The sequence below is a fragment of the Sphingobacterium allocomposti genome (assembly GCF_008124885.1).
In the GTDB taxonomy this organism is placed as follows: domain Bacteria; phylum Bacteroidota; class Bacteroidia; order Sphingobacteriales; family Sphingobacteriaceae; genus Sphingobacterium; species Sphingobacterium allocomposti.
This window is the reverse complement of record NZ_VNHX01000001.1, coordinates 44,239-64,271: the sequence shown is the minus strand read 5'-3', so window position 1 is coordinate 64,271 and position 20,033 is coordinate 44,239. Positions and strand designations below refer to the sequence as shown.

Below are 20,033 nucleotides of genomic sequence, written 5' to 3'. Positions count from 1 at the left end.
GAGGTATGAAAAATTTATGTTATATACTGTCCGTCATAGCGACATTTTTATCGGCCGGATGCGAACCTATAGAGAACAGACTCGAACTGGGCTCCTCCATCACTGCCGAACAACTGGAAATTTCCGCCGATCCAGTAATGGTGAATGGCAAAAGAAGCAATAAAATTGTACTCAACAACCAAAGCCGTGTGCTATCTTCCTGGGACTATGGCACCGGTCTGACACAAAAGAAGACAGACACCGTACTACTAGTCACGACCGGAGAAAACGAAATCATTTTTACAGGCCTAAACGCAGATGGTAGCAAAATCCAAAAAACACTAACCGTAACCGTCGATGAGCTGACCTTCGAGGTTCCGTTGGAGTGGGGCTTCCTCACCGACGGCGGGGAAAAAAATTGGGTGTGGGATACCACGCTGCCTCATGTTTGGGGCAACGGCGGATACCTAACAAACAACGCCCCTGCATGGTGGGTGTTGACGGAGGCAGACATCGACGGACAGGCGCCTGGAGAAGGGACTGGGGCCAAAATGGTATTCTCATTGCGCGGTGCCAAATTAGCGAAGATCAAGTCTAATGGCCAGACAGAAACTGGAACATTTGCCTTCGATATGGGTAAGAAAATCACCACGGAAAACGGAACCGTGTGGGCACAGGGAAAATTAACGACAAAAGGTGTTACCGTACTGTGTGGTAAGTCTCCAAACGAAGGTGGCGCCCCAATTTACGAGTACGATATACTTGTTGTTAATAATGAAAAGATGGCCCTTTCTTACCGCGAGCCTGGTACGAACAACGCTTGGTTCTGGATGTTCAAAGCCGAGTAATTCGACTCTCTAACGCCTAAACTTTTCGAAGAGACTGTCCCCTGTTTGAGGCAGTCTCTTTTTAAATAAACATACGGCCCTATAAAACGCGGAAAGTATTTTTTATTTCAAGCAATTTGCTTTAAGTTTGTGTACCCACATATAGACCTAATTTCGGCACATGGAGACGTTCGACAAACAGATTTCTGATTTGAAGACCGGTAAAGAAACCGCATTACGTTTTTTTATGGATCAGTACGCACAGCCCTTACGTTTTTTTGCTTACAAGCTTATAAAAGATAAACCGGTAGCTACAGAAATTGTGTCGGATGCATTCGTAAAACTTTGGGAACGTAGGTTACAGTTTGATTCAGCCGAGCCACTTAAGTCTTTCCTTTATGTGGTCGTGCGAAACAGCTGTTTGGATCATCTTAAACATAGCAGAAACAAATATAGTCACGACGACCAGCTACTGGCAGAACTACATTCCGACGATCAGGACATACTTACAAAAATGATTTACACTGAACTCATTGCCTTAGTGGTACAAGAGATTGAAAAACTCCCGAGACAGCAAGCCCATATATTCCAGCTGTCAGTAGTGGAAGGAAAAAACACGACTGAAATATGCGACGAGCTCGGAACAACGCCCAGCACGGTTTACTTCGCCAGGTCGAAAGCCGTCGCTACTTTGAAGAAAGTTTTTAGTGACAAGAAGATTTCGCTGTACCACTTTTCCGCCCTGTTATCTCTCCAACTTGATGCCACCATATTTTTCGATAATATGTGAAGCCTTCGTAGGGGAGAGACACCACTCCTATTAATGCTACATTCCTTTCAGCGAGAGGAATTCGGGCACGTTAGTCCGTGTACAAAGCCCTGCGAACACACTAAATACGCCCATTAGAACGTGCCACAGCCAAGTTTCCGCAAAAAAGCCGAATATCCAAGGCGACGCCGCTAAAAAAATCCCGAGAAGCACGTCCATTGCCAGATGAAATTTCATAGGTAGCACCCGAACCAACCCACCTTCATAACGGGTAAAGAGAGACATGACGAGAACCAGTGCTCCCGCAAAAACAAATGTCATCTTGGCTTCCGGGATGTGGGCAAATTGAAGAATCCACGGTCCGGCAAGTAAAATTAGAGCAGCTCCGTAATCCATCGGCGCATGCGCATTCGTCGTTATAATCTTTTTCATCCGTTTAAAATTTATTCATTGAGGGTTTCATTACGATTCTCCTTTCCAACAGAAGCTTCAACAGCGGCGAAAGTTTTCCATAGCGCTGAAAACAGGTATTTGCAGAAACCCAACGCGTATAATAGACGCTGGTCGGTCTTAGTACGGACGCAAATTGAACAATTTAGCGAACCGATTACACGACTTCCACCGACACATAAATGATACAAACTTCTTCTGTTAAAATCTAATCCAATTCTAACCCTCTTTTCGCGTGATCCACCCGATGAGTGTCTAATTTTGGCGCAAACTTAATGCGTTATGGAATATATAAAAGCACTAGTCCTTGGTGTTGTTCAAGGATTCACCGAATTTCTACCGGCTTCATCCAGCGGGCATATTGTCATTGCGGAAAAATTGCTCAACGTGGAATATATTGCGGTAAGCAGCCTGTAGATGGCTGTAATACTGCATTTGGGAACGGCACTAAGCACGATCGTAGTTTTTCGAAATACTATAATGCGCATTTTACAAGGCTTGGCGCAGCTCAAGTGGAACCAAGAAACCATACTCTCCGCGAAGATAGTACTTTCCATGATCCCAGCTGCCTTTGTGGGTCTTTTTCTCGAAGATCTTGCCAGTGAAATACTTTCCAATTTAATTGTCGTGGGGTCATCTCTCGTGATCACTTCCAGTATGCTATTGTTCGCCGACTTAAAAAAAGAAACTTCCGAGGAACTAACCTTCAAGAAGTCCTTCGTCATTGGCGTGATTCAGTCATGCGCCGCACTTCTACCCGGCCTTTCCCGTTCTGGATCTACCATCGCCACATCTTTAGCCTTAGGGATTAATAGAGAAAAAGCCGCAAGTTTTTCTTTTCTGATGGTATTGCCACTCATTCTTGGATCAAGTGCAAGGATATTACTGAAACTGCCGAAACCAGGTGAAATAGCTGTACAGCACGATCCGCTGATACTGTTCGTCGCCTTCACGGCTTCTCCTATCTCCGGAATCGTGGCCTGCCGAATGATGATAGCACTCGTCAAACGGACAAAACTCTTCTTTTTTTCGGCCTACTGTTTCAGTTGGAATCGGTGTAACAGTTTATAGCTTGTGTGTATAAATTGGCGGCAGATCCCTACAACACACACCTGGTGCAACAACTTCCCAGATCTTTTACCACGCTTTTAATAGATTTCTAATGCACGTTACACCTCTCTCTAATATTGCGGAGCTATTTTTGTCGGCGGAGAACGACATAGACCAATGGCAACAGAGCGTGTGAGCGAAAAAAAACGGGTAGAGACAGGCGCACTGAACAACCATACTAAGGATGTTCTTATTCAACGTGCAATCTATTTACTGAACAAACAGCGCGACAGCTGGAATGAAAAAGAATATCAGGAATGGCGCTTCATTCAGGAGCGGCTCTACACTATGTAACGCTAGAGGGCGGGTATACACGAGCTGTGGCACGCCGGTTTTTTGCTACGCTGCCACCAGATGCGGAGATATGAAAAGCGAGCACTTCCAGATTAACATACCCCTTAATCCGTTTTACCCCGATTTGTTTTCTAACTTTGTCCATCTCATAACAGGTGAGGGGCAAGTAAATATTCCTTTTTATATGACTGTTTTAGTTTTTGTTTCAATCGTACTACTTGGCGCCATCTGCGCCGGCATTATTGGCTCCTTGTCAGGGCTGGGCGGTGGCATCGTAGTTATCCCCCTGCTGACGATTGTGCTAGGGGTCGATATCCATTATGCGATCGGAGCGGCATTGGTTTCGGTCATCGCCACCTCTTCGGGCTCGGCCGCCGCTTACGTGAAAGAGGGGATAACGAATATGCGGTTAGGTATGTTCCTGGAAATAGCTACCACAGCCGGAGCCGTCGCGGGAGCGTTAATTTCTACATCGGCGCCCAGTAGCTCCATAGCCGTTCTGTTTGGGTGCGCTTTGATATTTTCGGCGGGTAACTCGCTGCGTAAAAAAGAGGAAAAGGTCGTGACAGATTCCAGCACATTGGCCAAGAAGCTGAAATTACCTTCTCATTACCCGCTTACTAAAGACAAAGAAATATCGTACGGCACGAAGAACGTCATCGGCGGCTTTTCCATGATGGGACTAGCGGGAATGCTTTCTGGAATGCTTGGCATCGGTTCCGGAGCCTTTAAAGTGATAGCAATGGACACCATCATGAAAATTCCCTTCAAGGTCTCTACGACGACCAGTAACTTCATGATGGGCGTCACCGCATTGGCAAGCTGCGTCATATACGTCCAGAAGGGCTACATCGTCCCCGATATCTGCCTGCCGGTGATGATCGGTGTACTAGTCGGCGCCATGATCGGTTCGAAAATACTAATAGCCACCGACCCCAAAAAGCTGCGCGTACTCTTTGCTTTTATTATTTTCTTTCTGGCAGCAAACATGATCTATAACGGTATAAAAGGTAATATATGATGCAACTGACCGATAGAATGATGCAGAAGATAGTCGGCAACGTATTGAGATACGGAGTGCGCACCGTGTTGTCTGTGGGCATACTAGGCGGGGTCATCTTTTTGATTGAACACGCCAATGAGACAGTAGACTATAGCAATTTCGTGGAGAAGGATCAACACATCTTCACGGTGGTCGATCAGATTTTTATTGGCGTTGGAGATCTGGATGGCCGATCGATCATCTATTTGGCTATTCTGATCCTATTTTTTACACCGTTGCTGCGATTGCTTTTATCTTTGATCAGCTTTATTCTGGAAAAGGACAGCCTGTACATCGCAATAACCATACTTGTCCTCCTGATTATATGTCTTAGCGTTTACTCCGGCTTCGCTCACTGATGCATTTCATGTAGCCAAGTCGTCCTAAAACTCTTTGGAAGGATCGGATATTGGCTAGAAATAGTCACATCAGGCGACGTGTCATCATAAAAAAGGCCTGCCCCGACGGGCTGGCCTTATCAACTAAACAACATACCTATTCGGTAATTTTCTTAGCACGCCTATTTAATCGCTACACTGAAATTATATTCATCAGGAGGAAGACACTGCGTCTTGTCGCATGCCATAAACTCTACTGTTCCCTTAACCATAGCCTCGCCTTTAATTAATTTTACCCGCTGTTGGAAAACAACCTCTTTCGGATAGTACGGAACATCCATTTTGAAGTCCTTCTCATATTTACTTTTAGGCGCAGGCGCGGCCACCTTTCCGTTCAGCGCGTATGCAGGAGAAGTACTGAAGCTAAGCTTAGTTGACAACGGACCTCCTTCGGGGACATCGAGTCCGTAGATGTGCCATCCGTCTTGAATAACCGCCTTAACAAATACCACTGCTTCCTTGCTGTTCAATTTTTTAGCCGCAACCGACCATTTCACCGGATTGTAGATCTGTGCTATGCTACATTTCAGCATAGTTACCGTCATTACCAAAATCAAAAAACCTATTTTTTTCATCTGCAAATTGTTTTACTAGCGTTTACATTGGCATAACATGAGCTCCTACTCTATGCTACGTATCCGAGACGCAAAGCAACGTCTTATTGCAAATTTTAGCATAAAAGGTAAATTGTACAATGCCAAGCCAAATAATCCGAAAAAAATACAACAATCAGCTTCTCAAACAAGAAAAACATCATCCACAAAGATATATAGAAGAGGACGCCCGTTAATTTTTCAAAGGTATTGATCTCGGTCTCCCCATTTGCTTTGGGTATCTTCAGCGCTGTCGCAGCTAGTTTTTACACAAAAAAGGGCGCCTGGGCACCCTTTTTGTGTTGGTTCATTGAACCGCTCGTTAATAACCAAAGATTTCCTGAAGTGTCAGCTTTTTCACCTCACCTAGCTTTTCCAGATCAGCATCGGTAATGTTTTCCTCATTAGCGACCACGCAGTATACGTAAGGTTTTTGGCTTATTTCCCGCGCATGGAAGTCCCTCAAATCCTGATAGTCTAGCTGCGGGATCTGTTCGTACACCGCTTTTCGTATGTCGGTGTCGTTACCTAAACGTTGTGCCGCTATGTAACTATTTAAAATTCCTGCATCGACAATACGTTCACTAGCTAGCGACTTCCGTAAGCTTGCCTTCGCAGTTTCCAATGCGACCGCCGACTCCGGCAGCTCGTTCAGCAAATCGTTCATTCCGATAATTGCCTCGTTAAACTTGTCCGCCTGAGTGCCAACATAAGCCCCCACCATATAATGGTTCTCTTTCTTTTGAGGCGGGGCAAAATACGCATACGTAGAATATGCAAGTGCCTTGGATTCCCTTATCGTCTGAAATACGATACTTCCCATACCGCCCCCGAAATAGTTGTTAAACAATGAAACGATTGGCGTGTTTGCGCGATCATAAACCCCTGAATTTCTCAACCAGAAAACTTCAGCCTGTTTCATGTTATAATGCGCGAATAGAACCTGATTTTTCTGTGTGGGAAGCTCTTTAAACCCAGGCCCTTTCTGTATGGTTAGATAGGGTTTGTTGTCGCTCTTAAGCAAAGGCAGCTTCGTCGCCAGGCTACGGACGTCCTCCGGTCCATAGTAAAGGATAGTGTGCTTCGTACGCACCAGACCGTGCAGAAGAGTTACAAGATCTTCAGCCTTGACCTGATCGAGTTCTTGGTCAGAAAATGTATAGTTAAACGGATTCTGTGCGCCATATTTCGCATAGGCCCGCAATCCCTCCATAATACTGCCTTTATTCTCTTTCGCATTTGCCCGTGCTTTTTTGTAACGCGAAATATACGCCTGGAAAGCAGCTTCATCGACAACGCAATTCCGTAGGAGATCCTGAATCAGGAGAACCGTTTGATCAAAATTTTCTCCCAGCCCCGAGATAGATATACGCGTCTCTTCATTTCCCGCAGAAACCGAGAAATCAGAAGCGAGTTTGTAAAACGCTCTACTGAAGTCCTCACTGCTCTTTTCTTTCGTCCCCAGGAACTCCAGATAGCCGACAGCCAATGGCAACAATTTATTGTCCCATTTGCCGATAGGGTACTGATACGACAAACTGAACAGCGCGTTCTCTTTATTTTGCACGGCAACAATATCCAAATCGCCCAATTTTCCTTTCTGAACTTCGCGCTCATAATCTACCCAAACGGGCTGAATAGCTTCCTCTGGCATAGCGTTAACGGTTTTCAGAAAGTCCGACTGATCATTACGGTTTACCGTTATCGGCGTAATAGCCGGTTTTTCAACTTTGACCACGTTTTCATCTACCCCTTGTCTTTTATAAACGACCACATAGTTTCTGTCATTAAGATATTTGTTGGCAAAATCAACGACGTCCTGCTTGGTGATATGTGCCAGCCGATCGGTATAGCCGACTTCATCTGCCCAATCGATCTCCGACGTAAAAGCAGACATAAGCTCCTGCGCCCGATTTTTATAGCTGTTTATGCCTGATATCCGGTATTTGCGTTCGTTATTGATAATAGACGTTATCAGGTCGTCAGAGAATTCACCCTTCCGAAGCTTTTCAATTTCGGCGAGCAAAAGGGCTTGAACATCTTCGAGCGATTGCCCCTGTGAGGGGTTTCCCTGTAAAATCAATAAGGAGTAGTCTTTTAACACATAGGGAAAAGCACCTGCTCCCAGCAGCTTCTGTGACTTGACGAGGTTTAAGTCAATTAGCCCCGCGGAACCATTCGTCAGAATATTCGCCATCAAGTTTAGCATCTGTGCATCCTCGCTGCCCGCTCCTGGAAATCTATACCCTAAAAAAAGAAATTCTGCGTTTGGGCCTTTGACCTCGCGGACGATAGGTTGTTGTATCGGCTGCTCGCGGTCGAACTCATACGAAGGAACCTCCTTTGGGCGCATAAAGGCGAAGGCCGCATCGATCTTTTTGATCATCTCGTCTGGATTAAAATCGCCAGACATAATGACGCCCATATTATTTGGCACGTAATACGTACTATAATATGCACGTATTGCCTTTAACGACGGGTTCTTTAGATGTTCCACCGTCCCGATAACGGTCTGCTTTCCGTAGTTGTTATTGGGAAACATAGCCTCGAACATCGCTTCCACAGCCTTACGGCCGTCGTTGTCCAACCCCATATTCTTTTCTTCATAAACCGCTTCAAGCTCCGTGTGGAACAGCCGCAGAATAGGATTTCTAAATCGTTCTGCCTGCACCGTAAGATACTTGTTCACCACATTATTGGGAATATCCTCCATATATACGGTCTGTTCAAATGAGGTAAACGCATTGGTACCTTCAGACCCCATATTGCTCATGAGCTTGTCGTACTCATTGGGAATAGCATACTTTGCCGCTTCACCCGACACACGGTCAATTTCCTTATAAATAGCTTTTCGTTCGGCGTCGTCCGTTGTTGCGTTGTATTTTTCGTATAGCGCATCAATCGTATCCAGCAAAGGTTTTTCCTTCGCCCAGTCTAAGGAGCCAAACTTGTCAGTGCCTTTGAATAACATATGCTCCAAATAATGCGCTAGTCCCGTGTGGTCTTTCGGATCTGTCTTGCTGCCGGCCTTCGTTGCAATATATGTTTGAATACGCGGCTGTTTCGGATTAGGACTTAAGATGACCGTCAGTCCGTTACTTAACTTGTAAAAGCGGGCCTCCATTGGATCGTTCTCCACATACCGGTAGCGGTATCCATTGGCCTCAGCCTCTTTCCATACAAACGTCCGTTGCTGGGCAGCAGCCCCCAACGAGATAAACAGCAGGAAAATGGCCGTAGTCGTTCTAAAGATTCTTTTCATATTTGTTGTTGGTTATAGACAGTACTGGGCAAAAAAAACCCAAGGGCTAATTTCATAATGTGTTGGAATAAAAACAAACATTAGGCATCAAAACAGGAAATTATTTTGATAATCATAGCTTATCCAACAAATTTTACAGCGGCGCGCGTTTAACGGTTGCTATTTGTCAATCGCGGAGCGACCTTTTTCTTTAATGTTTTGGCTTTCGACTATAAAGATGAGATTTTTTACGGATTTTTCAAACCAATATTCCTTTCAACGGACGTCGATCATCAATTTAAAAAGCGGTCCCGGGAGCGGGACCGCTAATAGGAACTATACTAAAACTGCACGGCACTGTCGTTAATGACATACTTACGTGTTGCAATAAGCTCGTATACCTCAGCACCTGCCATGATAACGGGCCCGTAACCGTGTGCTGCAAATTTATTGACAGGACGATAGTAATAAAACGCAGGATCAAAGCCCATCCCGGTACCCACACACGTTCCTTCCACCTGACCTTGAGCGTTAATTTTGGTATGGATGGCGTTCCATGCCTGAAGCACCGCCGGGCCATACGCTTTTGCATCTAGCCAACCGGCATTAATTCCGCGGGCCATACAGTACGCGAAAATAGCCGTGGCCGATGTTTCCAGGTACGAATCGTTTTTGTTCAACAACTGGTGCCAGAACCCCGTGCCGTGCTGCAATGGAGCCAGCCCGGAAACATGCTTTTGGAACTGCGCTAATAGGCCCTCTCTCGCAGGATGCTGATCAGGAAGAGCATTCAAGAGCTCCACTTTCGTTAATAACGCCCAACCATTGGCACGCCCCCAATGAAATACCGGGTGGGGTTCCATACCCTCCACCCAGCCGTGCATATACAGGTTTTTATCGGTCACGAACATCCGATCTGCGAACAACCAGAACTGTCGGATAGCTTCATCGGTGTATTTCGAATTTCCGGTGATCTTTCCCATCTGTGCCAAGGCGGGCAAACTCATATACAAATCGTCTAGCCACAGCGTATTGGGCTGGGGGCGGTTACGTGCCAAAGTGCCGTCTTTTAAACGGAACTCACCGTTCATGATATAATCGACATAATGATCCGCTATGGGCCGGATGTCCTGTTCCAACCCTCCCGACAGCTGCGCCTTGATCATGGCAGCACACATCGCTCCGGCATCATCCAAGGCCTGTGGATTTATCACCGAGTGCATCGGTGACCGGTAATTGGCATACCGTTCTTCCAACGACCGGAATGCCGGCAGAACCTTACTTAAAAAATCAAGCCTATCGTAGGTATACTGTGCATATTTCTCGTCGCCCGTGGCTTCCGTTGCCCGCAACATGGCGCCGTATGTCACCCCCCATTCATAGCTTATCAAACGGAAATCTCCTTTTCTAAATATCGTATTGGTATCCACTTCGCCGACACCGTCCAACTCGGTGTGCGTTGTCCCATGCTCGAGCACCGCAGGCGTCGCACTTTCCAGATACGCGTAAATCTTATCAAGATCGGCCTCGATACTATCTACCGTCGTTTCACCATACGCCACGGGATAGTCGGGCTTCAACAGATGCAAAGGTGTATTGGCATCATTGGTTTCTGCCTGCGAGGCTGGCCCACTGGTCTGGCATCCATACCAAATCAGGACGGTGACCGAGAAAAAGTAAATTGTTTTCATATGGTTTAAAATTAGTCTGCTACATCCCAGGTAAACGGCAAATACCAATTCTCGCGGCTCATCAGTTTGTTGCGGACAGCATCTGCATGTGGATAGCCTTCCTTGTTTAATTTTTCGTAAATTTTATCGGCTAAGAAGGATGGGTCGTTCCGACGCATGGCGATGCGCAGCAGATCTTCCCAGCGACTTCCTTCGAACGCCATTTCCAAAGCCGCCTCTTCAATCAGGTAATTTTCAACCTGGGTCAGGCTATCGGTCGGGTTGATTTCCCGAAAGGTGACATAAGCTCTGCCCCGGAGGCCATCGTTTCGGTGCCAAGTGGCCCGGTAATGCGGGTTATTTCCATTTCGGGCATCGAAGTCATACGGGAAAGGTAGATGTGTTTGCTGTATATCTGTTTTGTCTGTCTGATCGGGATCATCGTAAATCCGTCCAACCCCGTTATTCAATAATCCTACCGCCAGCCTATGGTGCCCGTCCCGGTTGGCCGCCTCGGCAAAGCGCAGATGCAGCTTCGCCGCCCGGTATAGATGCCATTTGCCGTTACGCTGAAATTTGTCAATCGGCAACATTGTCGCGATGTCCGAAAACTCATCGGTATACTTCGTAACAACCCCCTCCTGTCCGATCATCGATACGGATAAATCCCGTCGTGCGTCGTAAGGCAGCCCATTCCGCTGCGTCTGACTATTCCATAAATCAAATGATTCCAAGCTTGGTTTTAATAGGTGATCGCCCCCATTAGCAGCGAATAGACTGATGAATGGGTTCTGCGGACTAAAATTACTGTTGAACGGCAATGCCCAAACCCATTCGGTGTTCCACAAGACATCCTGCGTTCGCGAAAACATCGAGCGCCAGCCCTGCGTTTTGCTATTGATCAAGGTGCGTACATCTTGCTCCCGGTAGCGTAGATACCCTACTGCAATATCGTTATTAGTGGAAATCTCCGCCCATTTAATCTTGTATCTGTCATAACGAAAGTTATCATTCCCTAAGTTGTCATAACTGGTCATGACCAGCTTGTAGTATTCCGCTGCTTTCTGATAATCGTTGTTCCACAAATGCAAATCGCCCAATAATGCCTGTTTATTGATATAAAAGCGTTCCATATCATAGCCATCTACGGCATACATCAGTGATTCCGTACTCGCATAAAGCAGCTTATACGGAATGGCCTCCATATCGGTGATGAGTTGTGCTAGCAACTGTTCAAATTCCAACAACGGATATTTGTCCCTGTCCAGCACTGCATCCGTATCTTCCAACGGATCGGTCACATAGGGCACCCTTCCAAAATGTATTCCTAATTGCAGGTACACCCAGGTCCGCACAGCCATGATATCGGAGTAGCGTTGGTTGTACTCCTCCGGCGTAAACTTATTCTCTTCCCGCATGATCTGAAAATTGGCCAGCACGTCATTGCAGTTGAGGATAACCTCGTAGAATTTACGCGGATTGACATACGGATTGTCGGCGCTGATGGCTCCCACATCGTTCGTGCTGACTTCCCGCAAGTAAGGGTTCGCCCGGTTGGTTACCGTGAGTAGGTCGGCACGCAGTTCATTCCATAGAACGTGCTGCTCAGCTAACGATAGCAACTTTCCGTAAACCCCAATAACGGCGGCATCTGCGTCGTATATATTTCGGTACATCTGTTCTTTTACCAACACCTCTTCCGGTTCTACATCCAAGAACTTGCTGCAGGAAGAGCCTACGAGGCAGACCAATGCAACTGAAAGACCATATATAAAGTTCTTCTTCATTATCTTCATTTTTATATTAAAACCCAGCCTTAATTCCCACCTGTATTGTCCTGAACTGTGGCGTCATGCCGATATCGATCCCTTGGCTATAGATCGAGCTGTTGGCGCTAAATTCAGGGTCGTAACCCAAATATTTAGATACCGTAAACAGGTTGTTGACCGTTAGAAAGACATCAAAAGATTTCAGGATATCGTGATTGACCGGCACATGGTATCCAAAATTAATCGTACGTAGTCGTAGGTAAGAACCATCTTCTATCCAGCGATCGGAAAATTCAGCATTGTTGAGCGGGTCACCCCAGTTGGCTCTCGGCATATTCGTCTGTTGTCCTTCCTCTTTCCAGCGGTAATTCGCGGCGATACTCTGGTTATGGTAGGAGGATACATTTTCTAGACGGTGGCGTGTGGCGTTGTAAACATCGTTACCCAACGAATAAGTAAACAGCGCGTGCATCGAAAACCGCTTATAGCGGAATGTCGTATGCAACGAGCCAAACCAGTCTGGATTGGGATTACCAATGACCACTCTATCCTTTTGGTCAATGATATTATCGCCATTTTGATCCACGAAATGTACATCTCCCGCTTCAAAAGGTAACAAACTACCATCTGTTAAGCGTCTACTCAAACCCGTATTCGCCGCATCACGCGCCGTGGCAAAGACACCATAGGTCTGCAGACCGTAAAACTCGTTGGCCGCGCCACCCTCTTCGGTAATCATGCTGGCACCATAATACGTCGTCTCAAACGCACCACCCGGCAGCGTCAACACTTTGTTCCGATAGGTCGCCAGTTGTAGCCCCATATCCCACTTCATATCTAGTTTGTTAATCAGCCGTCCTGTGATGTTCAAATCCAAACCGTTGTTTTGCATCGATGCACCATTGGTAAACGCCAGATCCATCCCTGTCTCTGCCGATAGAGCTTGATAGGTAATCATATCCTTAAACCGATGGTTGTATAAATCGACCGATATATTTATCCGTTCTTTGGCTAACGATAGATCCAGTCCCAAATTGGCTTTGAAAGCACGTTCCCATTGCAACGCCGGGTTTCCGATATTCCCCCGGATAAGTCCCTGTATGCCTAGAAAATTCTGAGAAATATAATAGGTACGGGCTGCATAGTCACCGATATCGTCGTTCCCCGATACGCCATAGGAAGCGCGCACTTTAAAGAGGTTGATAGCGTCCGCACGGAAGAAGTCTTCAGCAGAAACTATCCAAGCTACATGGAATGCCGTGTTAAGTGCAAAGGCATCTTTTCCTAGCTTTAGCGCACCATGCCGCGCATCAGGGCCAAACCGTGAGGAACCATCCAGTGCGGCATCCCAACGCAATAGGTAGCGTTCTTTATACGCATAATCATGCGACATATAAGCATTCATCCAGTTGGCATTTCCAAAGCCACCGCGGATCTGGCGCAACAGGTTACTACCGCCCGTTACATTTACGTAATTATCGTTGGCCGTGTTAAAAGCCAGGCCATAATCGTATTCTGCCTTGCGCTGCTGTACACGAAAGCCGATCCGGTTGCTTAAACGGTGATCCGTTCCGAACGTATTGTTGGCCGTAAAGTACGTGTCGTTAAACAACGCAAAGAGTTTCCGGTTCTGGATGCCCGCTTCATTTCGTATATCTGCCGTAGGCTGATCTTCGGAAAACACCCCCAGTTCGGGCAAGAAAAAGTTCTCCCGGCCTTTATCGTATACCAACCCCGCTACAGTACGCAAGGCATAACGGTCGCTGAACTGATAATTGAAATGCAGATTTCCGACGAAGCGGTAGCTTTGGTTCTGCCCTATGGCATTCTCGCTGACCAACACCGCAGGATTACTCTGATTAAAAACATCGACATCTGCAAATACCGGCGACATGTTACCTTGCCCGTCAAAACCATACGGCGCCAAAAAGGGGGACTTAATCAACGCTTGGTATAATGGACTGGAATGCGAATCCACGCCTTGGTTTCGAATATCATGGCGATTGTAGAAAAAAGAAAGGTTACTCTGCACCGTAAATTTCTCCGATAAGGTGAGATCGCCATTTAAACGCATGTTGTATCGGGTCAGGTTATCGTATTTTAACACGCCCCGATCATTGGTATAACCCGCCGACAGGGCATACTGTGCAATGTTATCGCCCCCTGCTACTTTCAGGTAGTAGTTTTGGTTGATGCTGTGATCCATCACTTCTGATTGCCAATCCGTTTCGTTTAAATAGCCAAATCGTTCCGTATTGTCGGCATCCAGCCTGTAGTACGGCAACCGCGCTATAGAGTCCGCTCCTAAACCCTGCGTACTCAACAATTCCGACAAGTAACTCCTATAGCCCCTACTGTCCATCATCGGCAGGCTTTTCGGCTTGTTATTGAATCCGGTTGTTGCTAAAAAATCAATCCGTGTAGCCAGCTCTTTCGCGCGGGCGGTCGTAATAAAGATAACCCCATTACTACCCTTGGTGCCATACAGTGCCGATCCATCCTTTAATACGGATATGTTATCGATATCTTTTACATCGATGTTCGCTAGGCCCGACTCGCGGTAATTGGCGAGTAACTCCGCACTATAGTCCTCGTCGTCATACAGGACACCGTCCACGACCAAAAGCGGTTTGGAGGTGCCGTAGAACGAATTGATACCCCGAAGGGTCAGATTTGCGCCTGTATTGGTTGTCCCTGAATTACGCACCACATCCAGTCCTGCTATTTTCCCCTGTAAGAACTGTGCTGTATTATCGTTTGAGGTTGTTCTCCACAGGTATTTTCCAAGATCCACAGTCTGCACCGCAGCGGCTTGTGAGAGGACACTTTGTTTTTCGTTAAACAAGATCGCTTCCTGGCGGATGGGATTATAGCCCTCCTCATACAACCAGACCTCCAAACGAGATTCTCCAGTCTTCGCAAACACGATTTTCTCCTGATAACCGGGTGCATTGATGGTTATCTTTGCCGTCGCCGAGGGTAGCTTAAGGGAAAACGTACCATCATCTTCGGTAATGGCTGCCGAGAATCCGACCACCTGCACACTGGCGCCGATAACCGGGGCGCCACTATCTGCTGCCCGAACCGTTCCAGAGACCGTTAGTTCCTGCACGTACTCCCTTGTTATTTCCAGTTTTATGGACGGTGCTACCGATCGTGCCTGCAATGACCCGCTCGATAGGCAAGTGGCTAACGCAGCACCTCCAATACATAGTTTATATAGCAATTGCATCATCTAATTGGTTTAGTTGGTTTTTAGTTTCGGCACAAAGCGTAAGTAATCCAGTACCAACGTGTTATTTCCATTTGCTGTAGTCGCTGCTCCTTGCAATACAGGTACAATCCGGCTATAGTCTGCCAAAGTAAATTCCCCCAAATAGACCTCGCTATAATTATTTTGCTCTACATTGGTATACGGAAATACATAAATGCGATCTCTGACTTCCTGCTCAGGATCTTCTTCGCTCGGACGCGTATCAAACTCAAAAATCCCGACCTGCTGCTGGAATACGTTCGTCTGTACATCATTCAGTGCTCGCCAGTATACATCATAAGCTGTGCTATACATCCGAGGGGTCTGGTATAACACCTGCAGACTGGAAACCCCATGGTTTTGGACCATGATATCGGTAAAAAGTTCGCCAAACGGATCTTTGCGAACCCGGTGGAACGTTCTTTCCGCGACCGAGGCTGAAAAGCCCCAGGGCTGCTCTCCTTCGACATAAACATCCACGAGTTTATTCGGTATAGGCAAAGTCGGTCTATCCAAGAAATGAATCCAACCATTACTCAAGCGCACGGAACGGCTAATGGCTGATTTATCTACCGGAAACGGCACATTGGATCTGCTGAGCAGCATAGCTGGTAAATTTTCTTTATCATACATCTGATCAAATAGCATATCTTTTACGATATGATACTGACTGATAGCATACGAGGAATCTGCATGGTTGCGATAATTTACGTAGGGTAGGAACTGTTGTGCTTCCGCTATAAAATCCGCGTCGTTCAGCACAAAATAGGTAAACCGCCTGGTCTCGTCCCGCACATCGCCTACTTCCCGCAGAAATTCGTTGTTTAAGTAGTAATCTTCGGGATCTTCGACCACAGCCGTATCATGCAGGTTATAATCATTCAAACTCAGGATAAAAGCGTTTTGTTCATCTTTATGCTCGTTTATATATTCCCATAAACTTTGTCTGGGTGCCAGCACTTCGGTAATAATATGATAGATACCGTCGGCGCCCGCTTGGTCTGTTTTCGTAAAGGCAGCGCCATCGATCTCGCTGTTAACGAAGTCAAGTATTTTACCGCTGAGCATCGTAAGACGAACGGTATCCGCCGAGGCATTCAGCCGATGGGTAGATACGGCAATGTGGTTTTTCACAAAGCGTTCCAACGCTTCCGCATCATTTTGCAGTGAAGAGGCTACAGCCTGTATACGGCTATTCTCGGGGACAAAGACGGTGTAGGCATTGTTTCCATCCAACACTTTGTCTACGCCCGAGGCACGTAGCAATTTCATAAATTCGTTAGACTCCGGTTCTTTTTCGAGCCGCTCCAACAAAGGTTCGTTCGTCAGCCCTTCATTATCCCGGGCGTGTTCATCCCAGGGATCGGAGCAACTGACTTGTAGTAACAGGATACAGATCAGTCCGATCAGGGGTGTTAGTATATGGTGTTTCTTCATTATATTCATCTTTAAAGGTTTACGGATAAACAGCATTGCCCTCGGTATCGAACTGCGGATAGATTTGTTCTTGGTCTATCGGGATAAATTGAATGAAATCAATTAAAAAATTCGCGTTCTGATTGGTACTAGTTTCAAAACGTAACGTCTGCCGATCGGTAATCTCGATATCGACGACACCTACCATTTTACAATTATAGTTGTTACTGTTATGTGTCAAATGTTTTTTATAACCCAAACTTTCCAATTCACGCTCTGGCAAGTCTCGTATTCTATATTCTTGATTAGCTATGGATCTCGATAGTTTCACTCCATTGATATATGTGTCAATGGTATTCCCCCGTCCATTGTTAGAGATCGTCCGCCAGCCTACCCAGACCTTGTATCTTCCCCTCACCACAACAGGTGTCTTAAACTCAATCCAAGGAATCCAAGCGGTCCTCATCCGAACTTCTAGGACATCACCAAAAGCAGCTCCCGCCATATTTCCGCTTGCCGTGCCATTATACCACAATTGCTCGCCGTCCCCGCCTCCCCACGACATATCTCGGAAATAACCTTTTGGAATACTTAAAGTTCCTCTTCGGTACACCCCCGCCACACGCAGTTCCGGTTGATCCGCCGGATCCCAATCCACGCGGAAAGGTTGCCGTTGTTTAATGTAGATGTCGTCTTTAATATAGTGCAAGACACCATTAACCGTCGTATTATCGCTGGCCTGGCGATCTACTTCGGCACCTTCTTCCAGTTCGCCAAGCCAGACTTCTTCATTCAGCAAGATCCGCTCCCGATCCACCTTGACCAAAAGTACCTCACGTGGTACTTTCGTGGTGTGCGAACTGGAAAAGGCCAGATCGGAGACATATTTCAAGTCTGGTAAAATGTGGTAGGCTATATGCATATACAAGCTATCTTCTGGATTTTTTGGGTTTCCGGTATGATTGTACTTTTCTACTAAATCCTGTATCGTGTTGAACCCTCGTTGGGCAAAAGTCGCATTGCTCACCGCAAGCACGGAGAAATACTGTTCGGCTACCCGTTGATTGAGCACCGCATCCAAACCGGTTAGTTGCAAGGCCTCGGCAAATAGACTTAAATTTGGGTCGGCTTCAATTTCCTGCATCACCGTATTCGTCACCTTCGTAAATACCTTATCGATCCCATGGATCAACCCGTTTCCCGTCCGGATATTCGGCATAATAATCTTCGATTCTTTGTTTAAGACGAAATACGACTCCCCCTCTATATTTTGTACAGCAGTCGTGATAAACATTCCGAAAACCGAGTTACGCTGGATCTTGCCATCCCGAAACTGCCCCGTAGAAACCGTATCCTGTACAATATGAAGGTTGACCAAGTCTTTCACATCCGCCTCGGCGAGATCGCTTATGCTGCTTTTACCTTCACTTTGCAGAAAGGTCTGCATGGCACTGTTATTGGGTGCAAACACCGTATACGCCCCCCAAGCATCTAAATACGAAGATGCACCCGCCAGCTTAATGGCTTCGGCGAAAAGGCTATAATCTTCATGTTCCGCTAGAAAGCGGTTGATATTCGGACGGGTATCCGTTGTTTCCGTAAAATTCTCTTTTGTGCAGGAAAATGGCAACCAGAGTACCGCTGCCAGTAACAGCAGACCTGTCATGTGGTATATCTTTTTCGCTTTCATCACTGTTATATCTTTAGTTTCCATAAAAAGGATTTTGTTGCAATACACCTCCGCTACGTTGGATCTCGATAAAATAAATCGGAAGGTAATGGCTGTTTACATCGCGGTATTTGCCGAGCATGGCTTGCTGCCGATCCGCCGGCGCATAGTTTACGACCATATTGGTAATCAAATCGATCCGTTGGTAATTGTTCCGGCGGGCATTGCGCAACACATCAAACCAACGCTTTCCTTCGTACGCAAATTCCCGGGCACGTTCCTCGACAATAAACGTGGTGATGCCCTGCTGGTCATCCGGTGCAGGATCTAAATCAGTACCTTGCATGGCATTTCCACGCTCCCGAATCGTGTAAAGTAAATCGAGAGCCTCCTGTCCACGGTTCAGACCATTTAGCGCCTCGGCTTTCATCAGGAGTACATCCGCGTAGCGGTAAACCATCCAATGTGTATAGGATTCTTCCAGCGACTTGGTCTGCGTCCGGTTTAGGCCATGGTACTTGTAAATCATGTTGGTCGCAGTCGACAATGCACCCCGATCGCCACGTACGTCAAAGTTTTCTGGATCCATAGCGTCAAATTGAAATAAATCTTCATATACATGCTGTCCGGCTGTATAAAGGGCATTCTGCCGAAACAAAGCATAAAAAGGATTCAGTTGTTGCCGGTCATACTGCAATTCAAAAATGCCTTCGACAGAATTCCCCTGTCCGAAAAGCTGGTTCAACCAAGTGGATGGATCTCCCGGTACCAGTTCAAATATGCCGGCATTGATAATTTCATCACAGGCATCTGCGGCTTTTTGAAAGTCGTTTTGCCAGAGATAGGCGTCTGCCAGCATGGCGTTTACGGTATAGCGCGTAATTTTGCCTTTATCTGCAGCCGTGCTCCCAAACGTTTCACGTACCATCGGCTCGGCACGGAGCAGATCGTCTACTACTGCCTGCAGCACTGTTGCCTGCGGTGATTTCGCGATGGACACTAAATCCTCGTCTGAAGCGGTATATGTTAATTTAATTGGCACATCACCCCAAATACGCGCTAGATTAAGATACATCCAGGCCCGAATTGCCAAGGCCTCGCCTACATAGGCATCTAGATCTGCTTGTGTAAACGTCGGATCAAGTTCTCGGACGGCCGGCGCATTGTCGATAACGTTATTGCAGTAATTAATAATCTTATAGAACATGCCCCAATCGCTGAACAAATTGGTCGGCAGCATATCGGCAAAACGGTATTCGGTATACGTCTGTGGAGCGAATGTACTGATATCGACCATATCGGTACGGATCTCAGCATGCATAAAAAGCTCCTGACTCAGGTGCCGGTTGCCATAGATCGGTGTTATCAAGGATATGTACAGCCCATTGACTGCGGCCCGCACCTGCTCCTTCGTTTTCCAATAATCCTCGGCAACTACCCCTTCCTGTGGTTTGAGCTCCAACCATTTATTACAGGAACTGAAACTTAGCAACACAATTGCAAGGACGGGAATTGATTTTTTGAATATATGTATCATCACTATCTCCTTCTAG

The 20,033-nt window shown here is 46.5% G+C and carries 14 protein-coding genes and 1 pseudogene; 6 read left to right on the top strand and 9 right to left on the bottom strand.

Features of this window, described 5'->3' with window-relative positions:
- The first annotated feature begins 5 nt into the window (after nucleotides 1-5).
- Nucleotides 6-827, top strand: a complete 822-nt coding sequence (locus BC792_RS00230; RefSeq protein ID WP_148906978.1) for a hypothetical protein — start codon at nucleotides 6-8, stop codon at nucleotides 825-827.
- A 160-nt stretch (nucleotides 828-987) separates the two neighbouring features.
- On the top strand, nucleotides 988-1,596 hold the full coding sequence (locus BC792_RS00225) for an RNA polymerase sigma factor (RefSeq protein ID WP_148906977.1): 609 nt from the start codon (nucleotides 988-990) through the stop codon (nucleotides 1,594-1,596).
- A 36-nt stretch (nucleotides 1,597-1,632) separates the two neighbouring features.
- Here the strand turns inward: BC792_RS00225 and BC792_RS00220 are convergent, their stop codons facing one another.
- Nucleotides 1,633-2,007: an SPW repeat domain-containing protein gene (locus BC792_RS00220; protein WP_211357427.1), complete on the bottom strand. Its 375-nt coding sequence runs from the start codon at nucleotides 2,005-2,007 to the stop codon at nucleotides 1,633-1,635.
- A gap of 300 nt (nucleotides 2,008-2,307) precedes the next feature.
- On the opposite strand from BC792_RS00220, the pseudogene BC792_RS00215 reads away from it, so the two are divergent.
- From BC792_RS00215 to BC792_RS00205, 4 genes and pseudogenes are all read left to right on the top strand, one after another.
- Nucleotides 2,308-3,096 (top strand): annotated as a pseudogene (locus tag BC792_RS00215) (undecaprenyl-diphosphate phosphatase).
- Nucleotides 3,097-3,252: 156 nt separating this feature from the next.
- The gene (locus tag BC792_RS18240) at nucleotides 3,253-3,429 is read left to right on the top strand and encodes a hypothetical protein (protein ID WP_170249922.1); all 177 of its coding nucleotides are present in this window, start codon (nucleotides 3,253-3,255) and stop codon (nucleotides 3,427-3,429) included.
- A gap of 184 nt (nucleotides 3,430-3,613) precedes the next feature.
- Nucleotides 3,614-4,450, top strand: a complete 837-nt coding sequence (locus tag BC792_RS00210) for a sulfite exporter TauE/SafE family protein (protein WP_148906976.1) — start codon at nucleotides 3,614-3,616, stop codon at nucleotides 4,448-4,450.
- Nucleotides 4,447-4,830 carry a DUF1634 domain-containing protein gene (locus BC792_RS00205; protein ID WP_148906975.1) on the top strand — a complete coding sequence of 128 codons (384 nt, stop codon included), beginning with the start codon at nucleotides 4,447-4,449 and terminating at the stop codon, nucleotides 4,828-4,830. Before BC792_RS00210 ends, BC792_RS00205 begins: the two co-directional genes overlap by 4 nt.
- 161 nt (nucleotides 4,831-4,991) lie before the next feature.
- Here the strand turns inward: BC792_RS00205 and BC792_RS00200 are convergent, their stop codons facing one another.
- From BC792_RS00200 to BC792_RS00165, 8 genes are all read right to left on the bottom strand, one after another.
- Nucleotides 4,992-5,444 carry a protein-disulfide reductase DsbD domain-containing protein gene (locus BC792_RS00200; RefSeq protein WP_148906974.1) on the bottom strand — a complete coding sequence of 151 codons (453 nt, stop codon included), beginning with the start codon at nucleotides 5,442-5,444 and terminating at the stop codon, nucleotides 4,992-4,994.
- Nucleotides 5,445-5,784: 340 nt separating this feature from the next.
- Complete coding sequence (locus BC792_RS00195) at nucleotides 5,785-8,724, bottom strand: M16 family metallopeptidase (RefSeq protein WP_148906973.1); 2,940 nt, start codon at nucleotides 8,722-8,724, stop codon at nucleotides 5,785-5,787.
- A 320-nt stretch (nucleotides 8,725-9,044) separates the two neighbouring features.
- Nucleotides 9,045-10,394 (bottom strand): glycoside hydrolase family 88/105 protein, encoded by a 1,350-nt coding sequence (locus BC792_RS00190; protein WP_148906972.1) that lies wholly within the window; start codon nucleotides 10,392-10,394, stop codon nucleotides 9,045-9,047.
- Nucleotides 10,395-10,405: 11 nt separating this feature from the next.
- Nucleotides 10,406-12,160 carry a RagB/SusD family nutrient uptake outer membrane protein gene (locus BC792_RS00185; RefSeq protein WP_148906971.1) on the bottom strand — a complete coding sequence of 585 codons (1,755 nt, stop codon included), beginning with the start codon at nucleotides 12,158-12,160 and terminating at the stop codon, nucleotides 10,406-10,408.
- Between the two features lie 16 nt (nucleotides 12,161-12,176).
- Complete coding sequence (locus BC792_RS00180; RefSeq protein WP_148906970.1) at nucleotides 12,177-15,377, bottom strand: SusC/RagA family TonB-linked outer membrane protein; 3,201 nt, start codon at nucleotides 15,375-15,377, stop codon at nucleotides 12,177-12,179.
- Nucleotides 15,378-15,386: 9 nt separating this feature from the next.
- Nucleotides 15,387-16,832: a fasciclin domain-containing protein gene (locus BC792_RS00175; protein ID WP_170249921.1), complete on the bottom strand. Its 1,446-nt coding sequence runs from the start codon at nucleotides 16,830-16,832 to the stop codon at nucleotides 15,387-15,389.
- A 19-nt stretch (nucleotides 16,833-16,851) separates the two neighbouring features.
- The gene (locus tag BC792_RS00170; protein ID WP_148906968.1) at nucleotides 16,852-18,525 is read right to left on the bottom strand and encodes a fasciclin domain-containing protein; all 1,674 of its coding nucleotides are present in this window, start codon (nucleotides 18,523-18,525) and stop codon (nucleotides 16,852-16,854) included.
- Complete coding sequence (locus BC792_RS00165; RefSeq protein WP_148906967.1) at nucleotides 18,515-20,017, bottom strand: RagB/SusD family nutrient uptake outer membrane protein; 1,503 nt, start codon at nucleotides 20,015-20,017, stop codon at nucleotides 18,515-18,517. Before BC792_RS00165 ends, BC792_RS00170 begins: the two co-directional genes overlap by 11 nt.
- Between the last annotated feature and the right edge of the window lie 16 nt (nucleotides 20,018-20,033).

Coding starts and splice junctions, on each gene's coding strand:
- BC792_RS00165 (WP_148906967.1), bottom strand. CDS start 20,017: ATGATACATATATTCAAAAAATCAATTCCCGTCCTTGCAATTGTGTTG.
- BC792_RS00200 (WP_148906974.1), bottom strand. CDS start 5,444: ATGAAAAAAATAGGTTTTTTGATTTTGGTAATGACGGTAACTATGCTG.
- BC792_RS00230 (WP_148906978.1), top strand. CDS start 6: ATGAAAAATTTATGTTATATACTGTCCGTCATAGCGACATTTTTATCG.
- BC792_RS00185 (WP_148906971.1), bottom strand. CDS start 12,160: ATGAAGAAGAACTTTATATATGGTCTTTCAGTTGCATTGGTCTGCCTC.
- BC792_RS18240 (WP_170249922.1), top strand. CDS start 3,253: ATGGCAACAGAGCGTGTGAGCGAAAAAAAACGGGTAGAGACAGGCGCA.
- BC792_RS00170 (WP_148906968.1), bottom strand. CDS start 18,525: ATGGAAACTAAAGATATAACAGTGATGAAAGCGAAAAAGATATACCAC.
- BC792_RS00190 (WP_148906972.1), bottom strand. CDS start 10,394: ATGAAAACAATTTACTTTTTCTCGGTCACCGTCCTGATTTGGTATGGA.
- BC792_RS00175 (WP_170249921.1), bottom strand. CDS start 16,832: ATGAAGAAACACCATATACTAACACCCCTGATCGGACTGATCTGTATC.
- BC792_RS00180 (WP_148906970.1), bottom strand. CDS start 15,377: ATGATGCAATTGCTATATAAACTATGTATTGGAGGTGCTGCGTTAGCC.
- BC792_RS00210 (WP_148906976.1), top strand. CDS start 3,614: ATGACTGTTTTAGTTTTTGTTTCAATCGTACTACTTGGCGCCATCTGC.
- BC792_RS00225 (WP_148906977.1), top strand. CDS start 988: ATGGAGACGTTCGACAAACAGATTTCTGATTTGAAGACCGGTAAAGAA.
- BC792_RS00220 (WP_211357427.1), bottom strand. CDS start 2,007: ATGAAAAAGATTATAACGACGAATGCGCATGCGCCGATGGATTACGGA.
- BC792_RS00195 (WP_148906973.1), bottom strand. CDS start 8,724: ATGAAAAGAATCTTTAGAACGACTACGGCCATTTTCCTGCTGTTTATC.
- BC792_RS00205 (WP_148906975.1), top strand. CDS start 4,447: ATGATGCAACTGACCGATAGAATGATGCAGAAGATAGTCGGCAACGTA.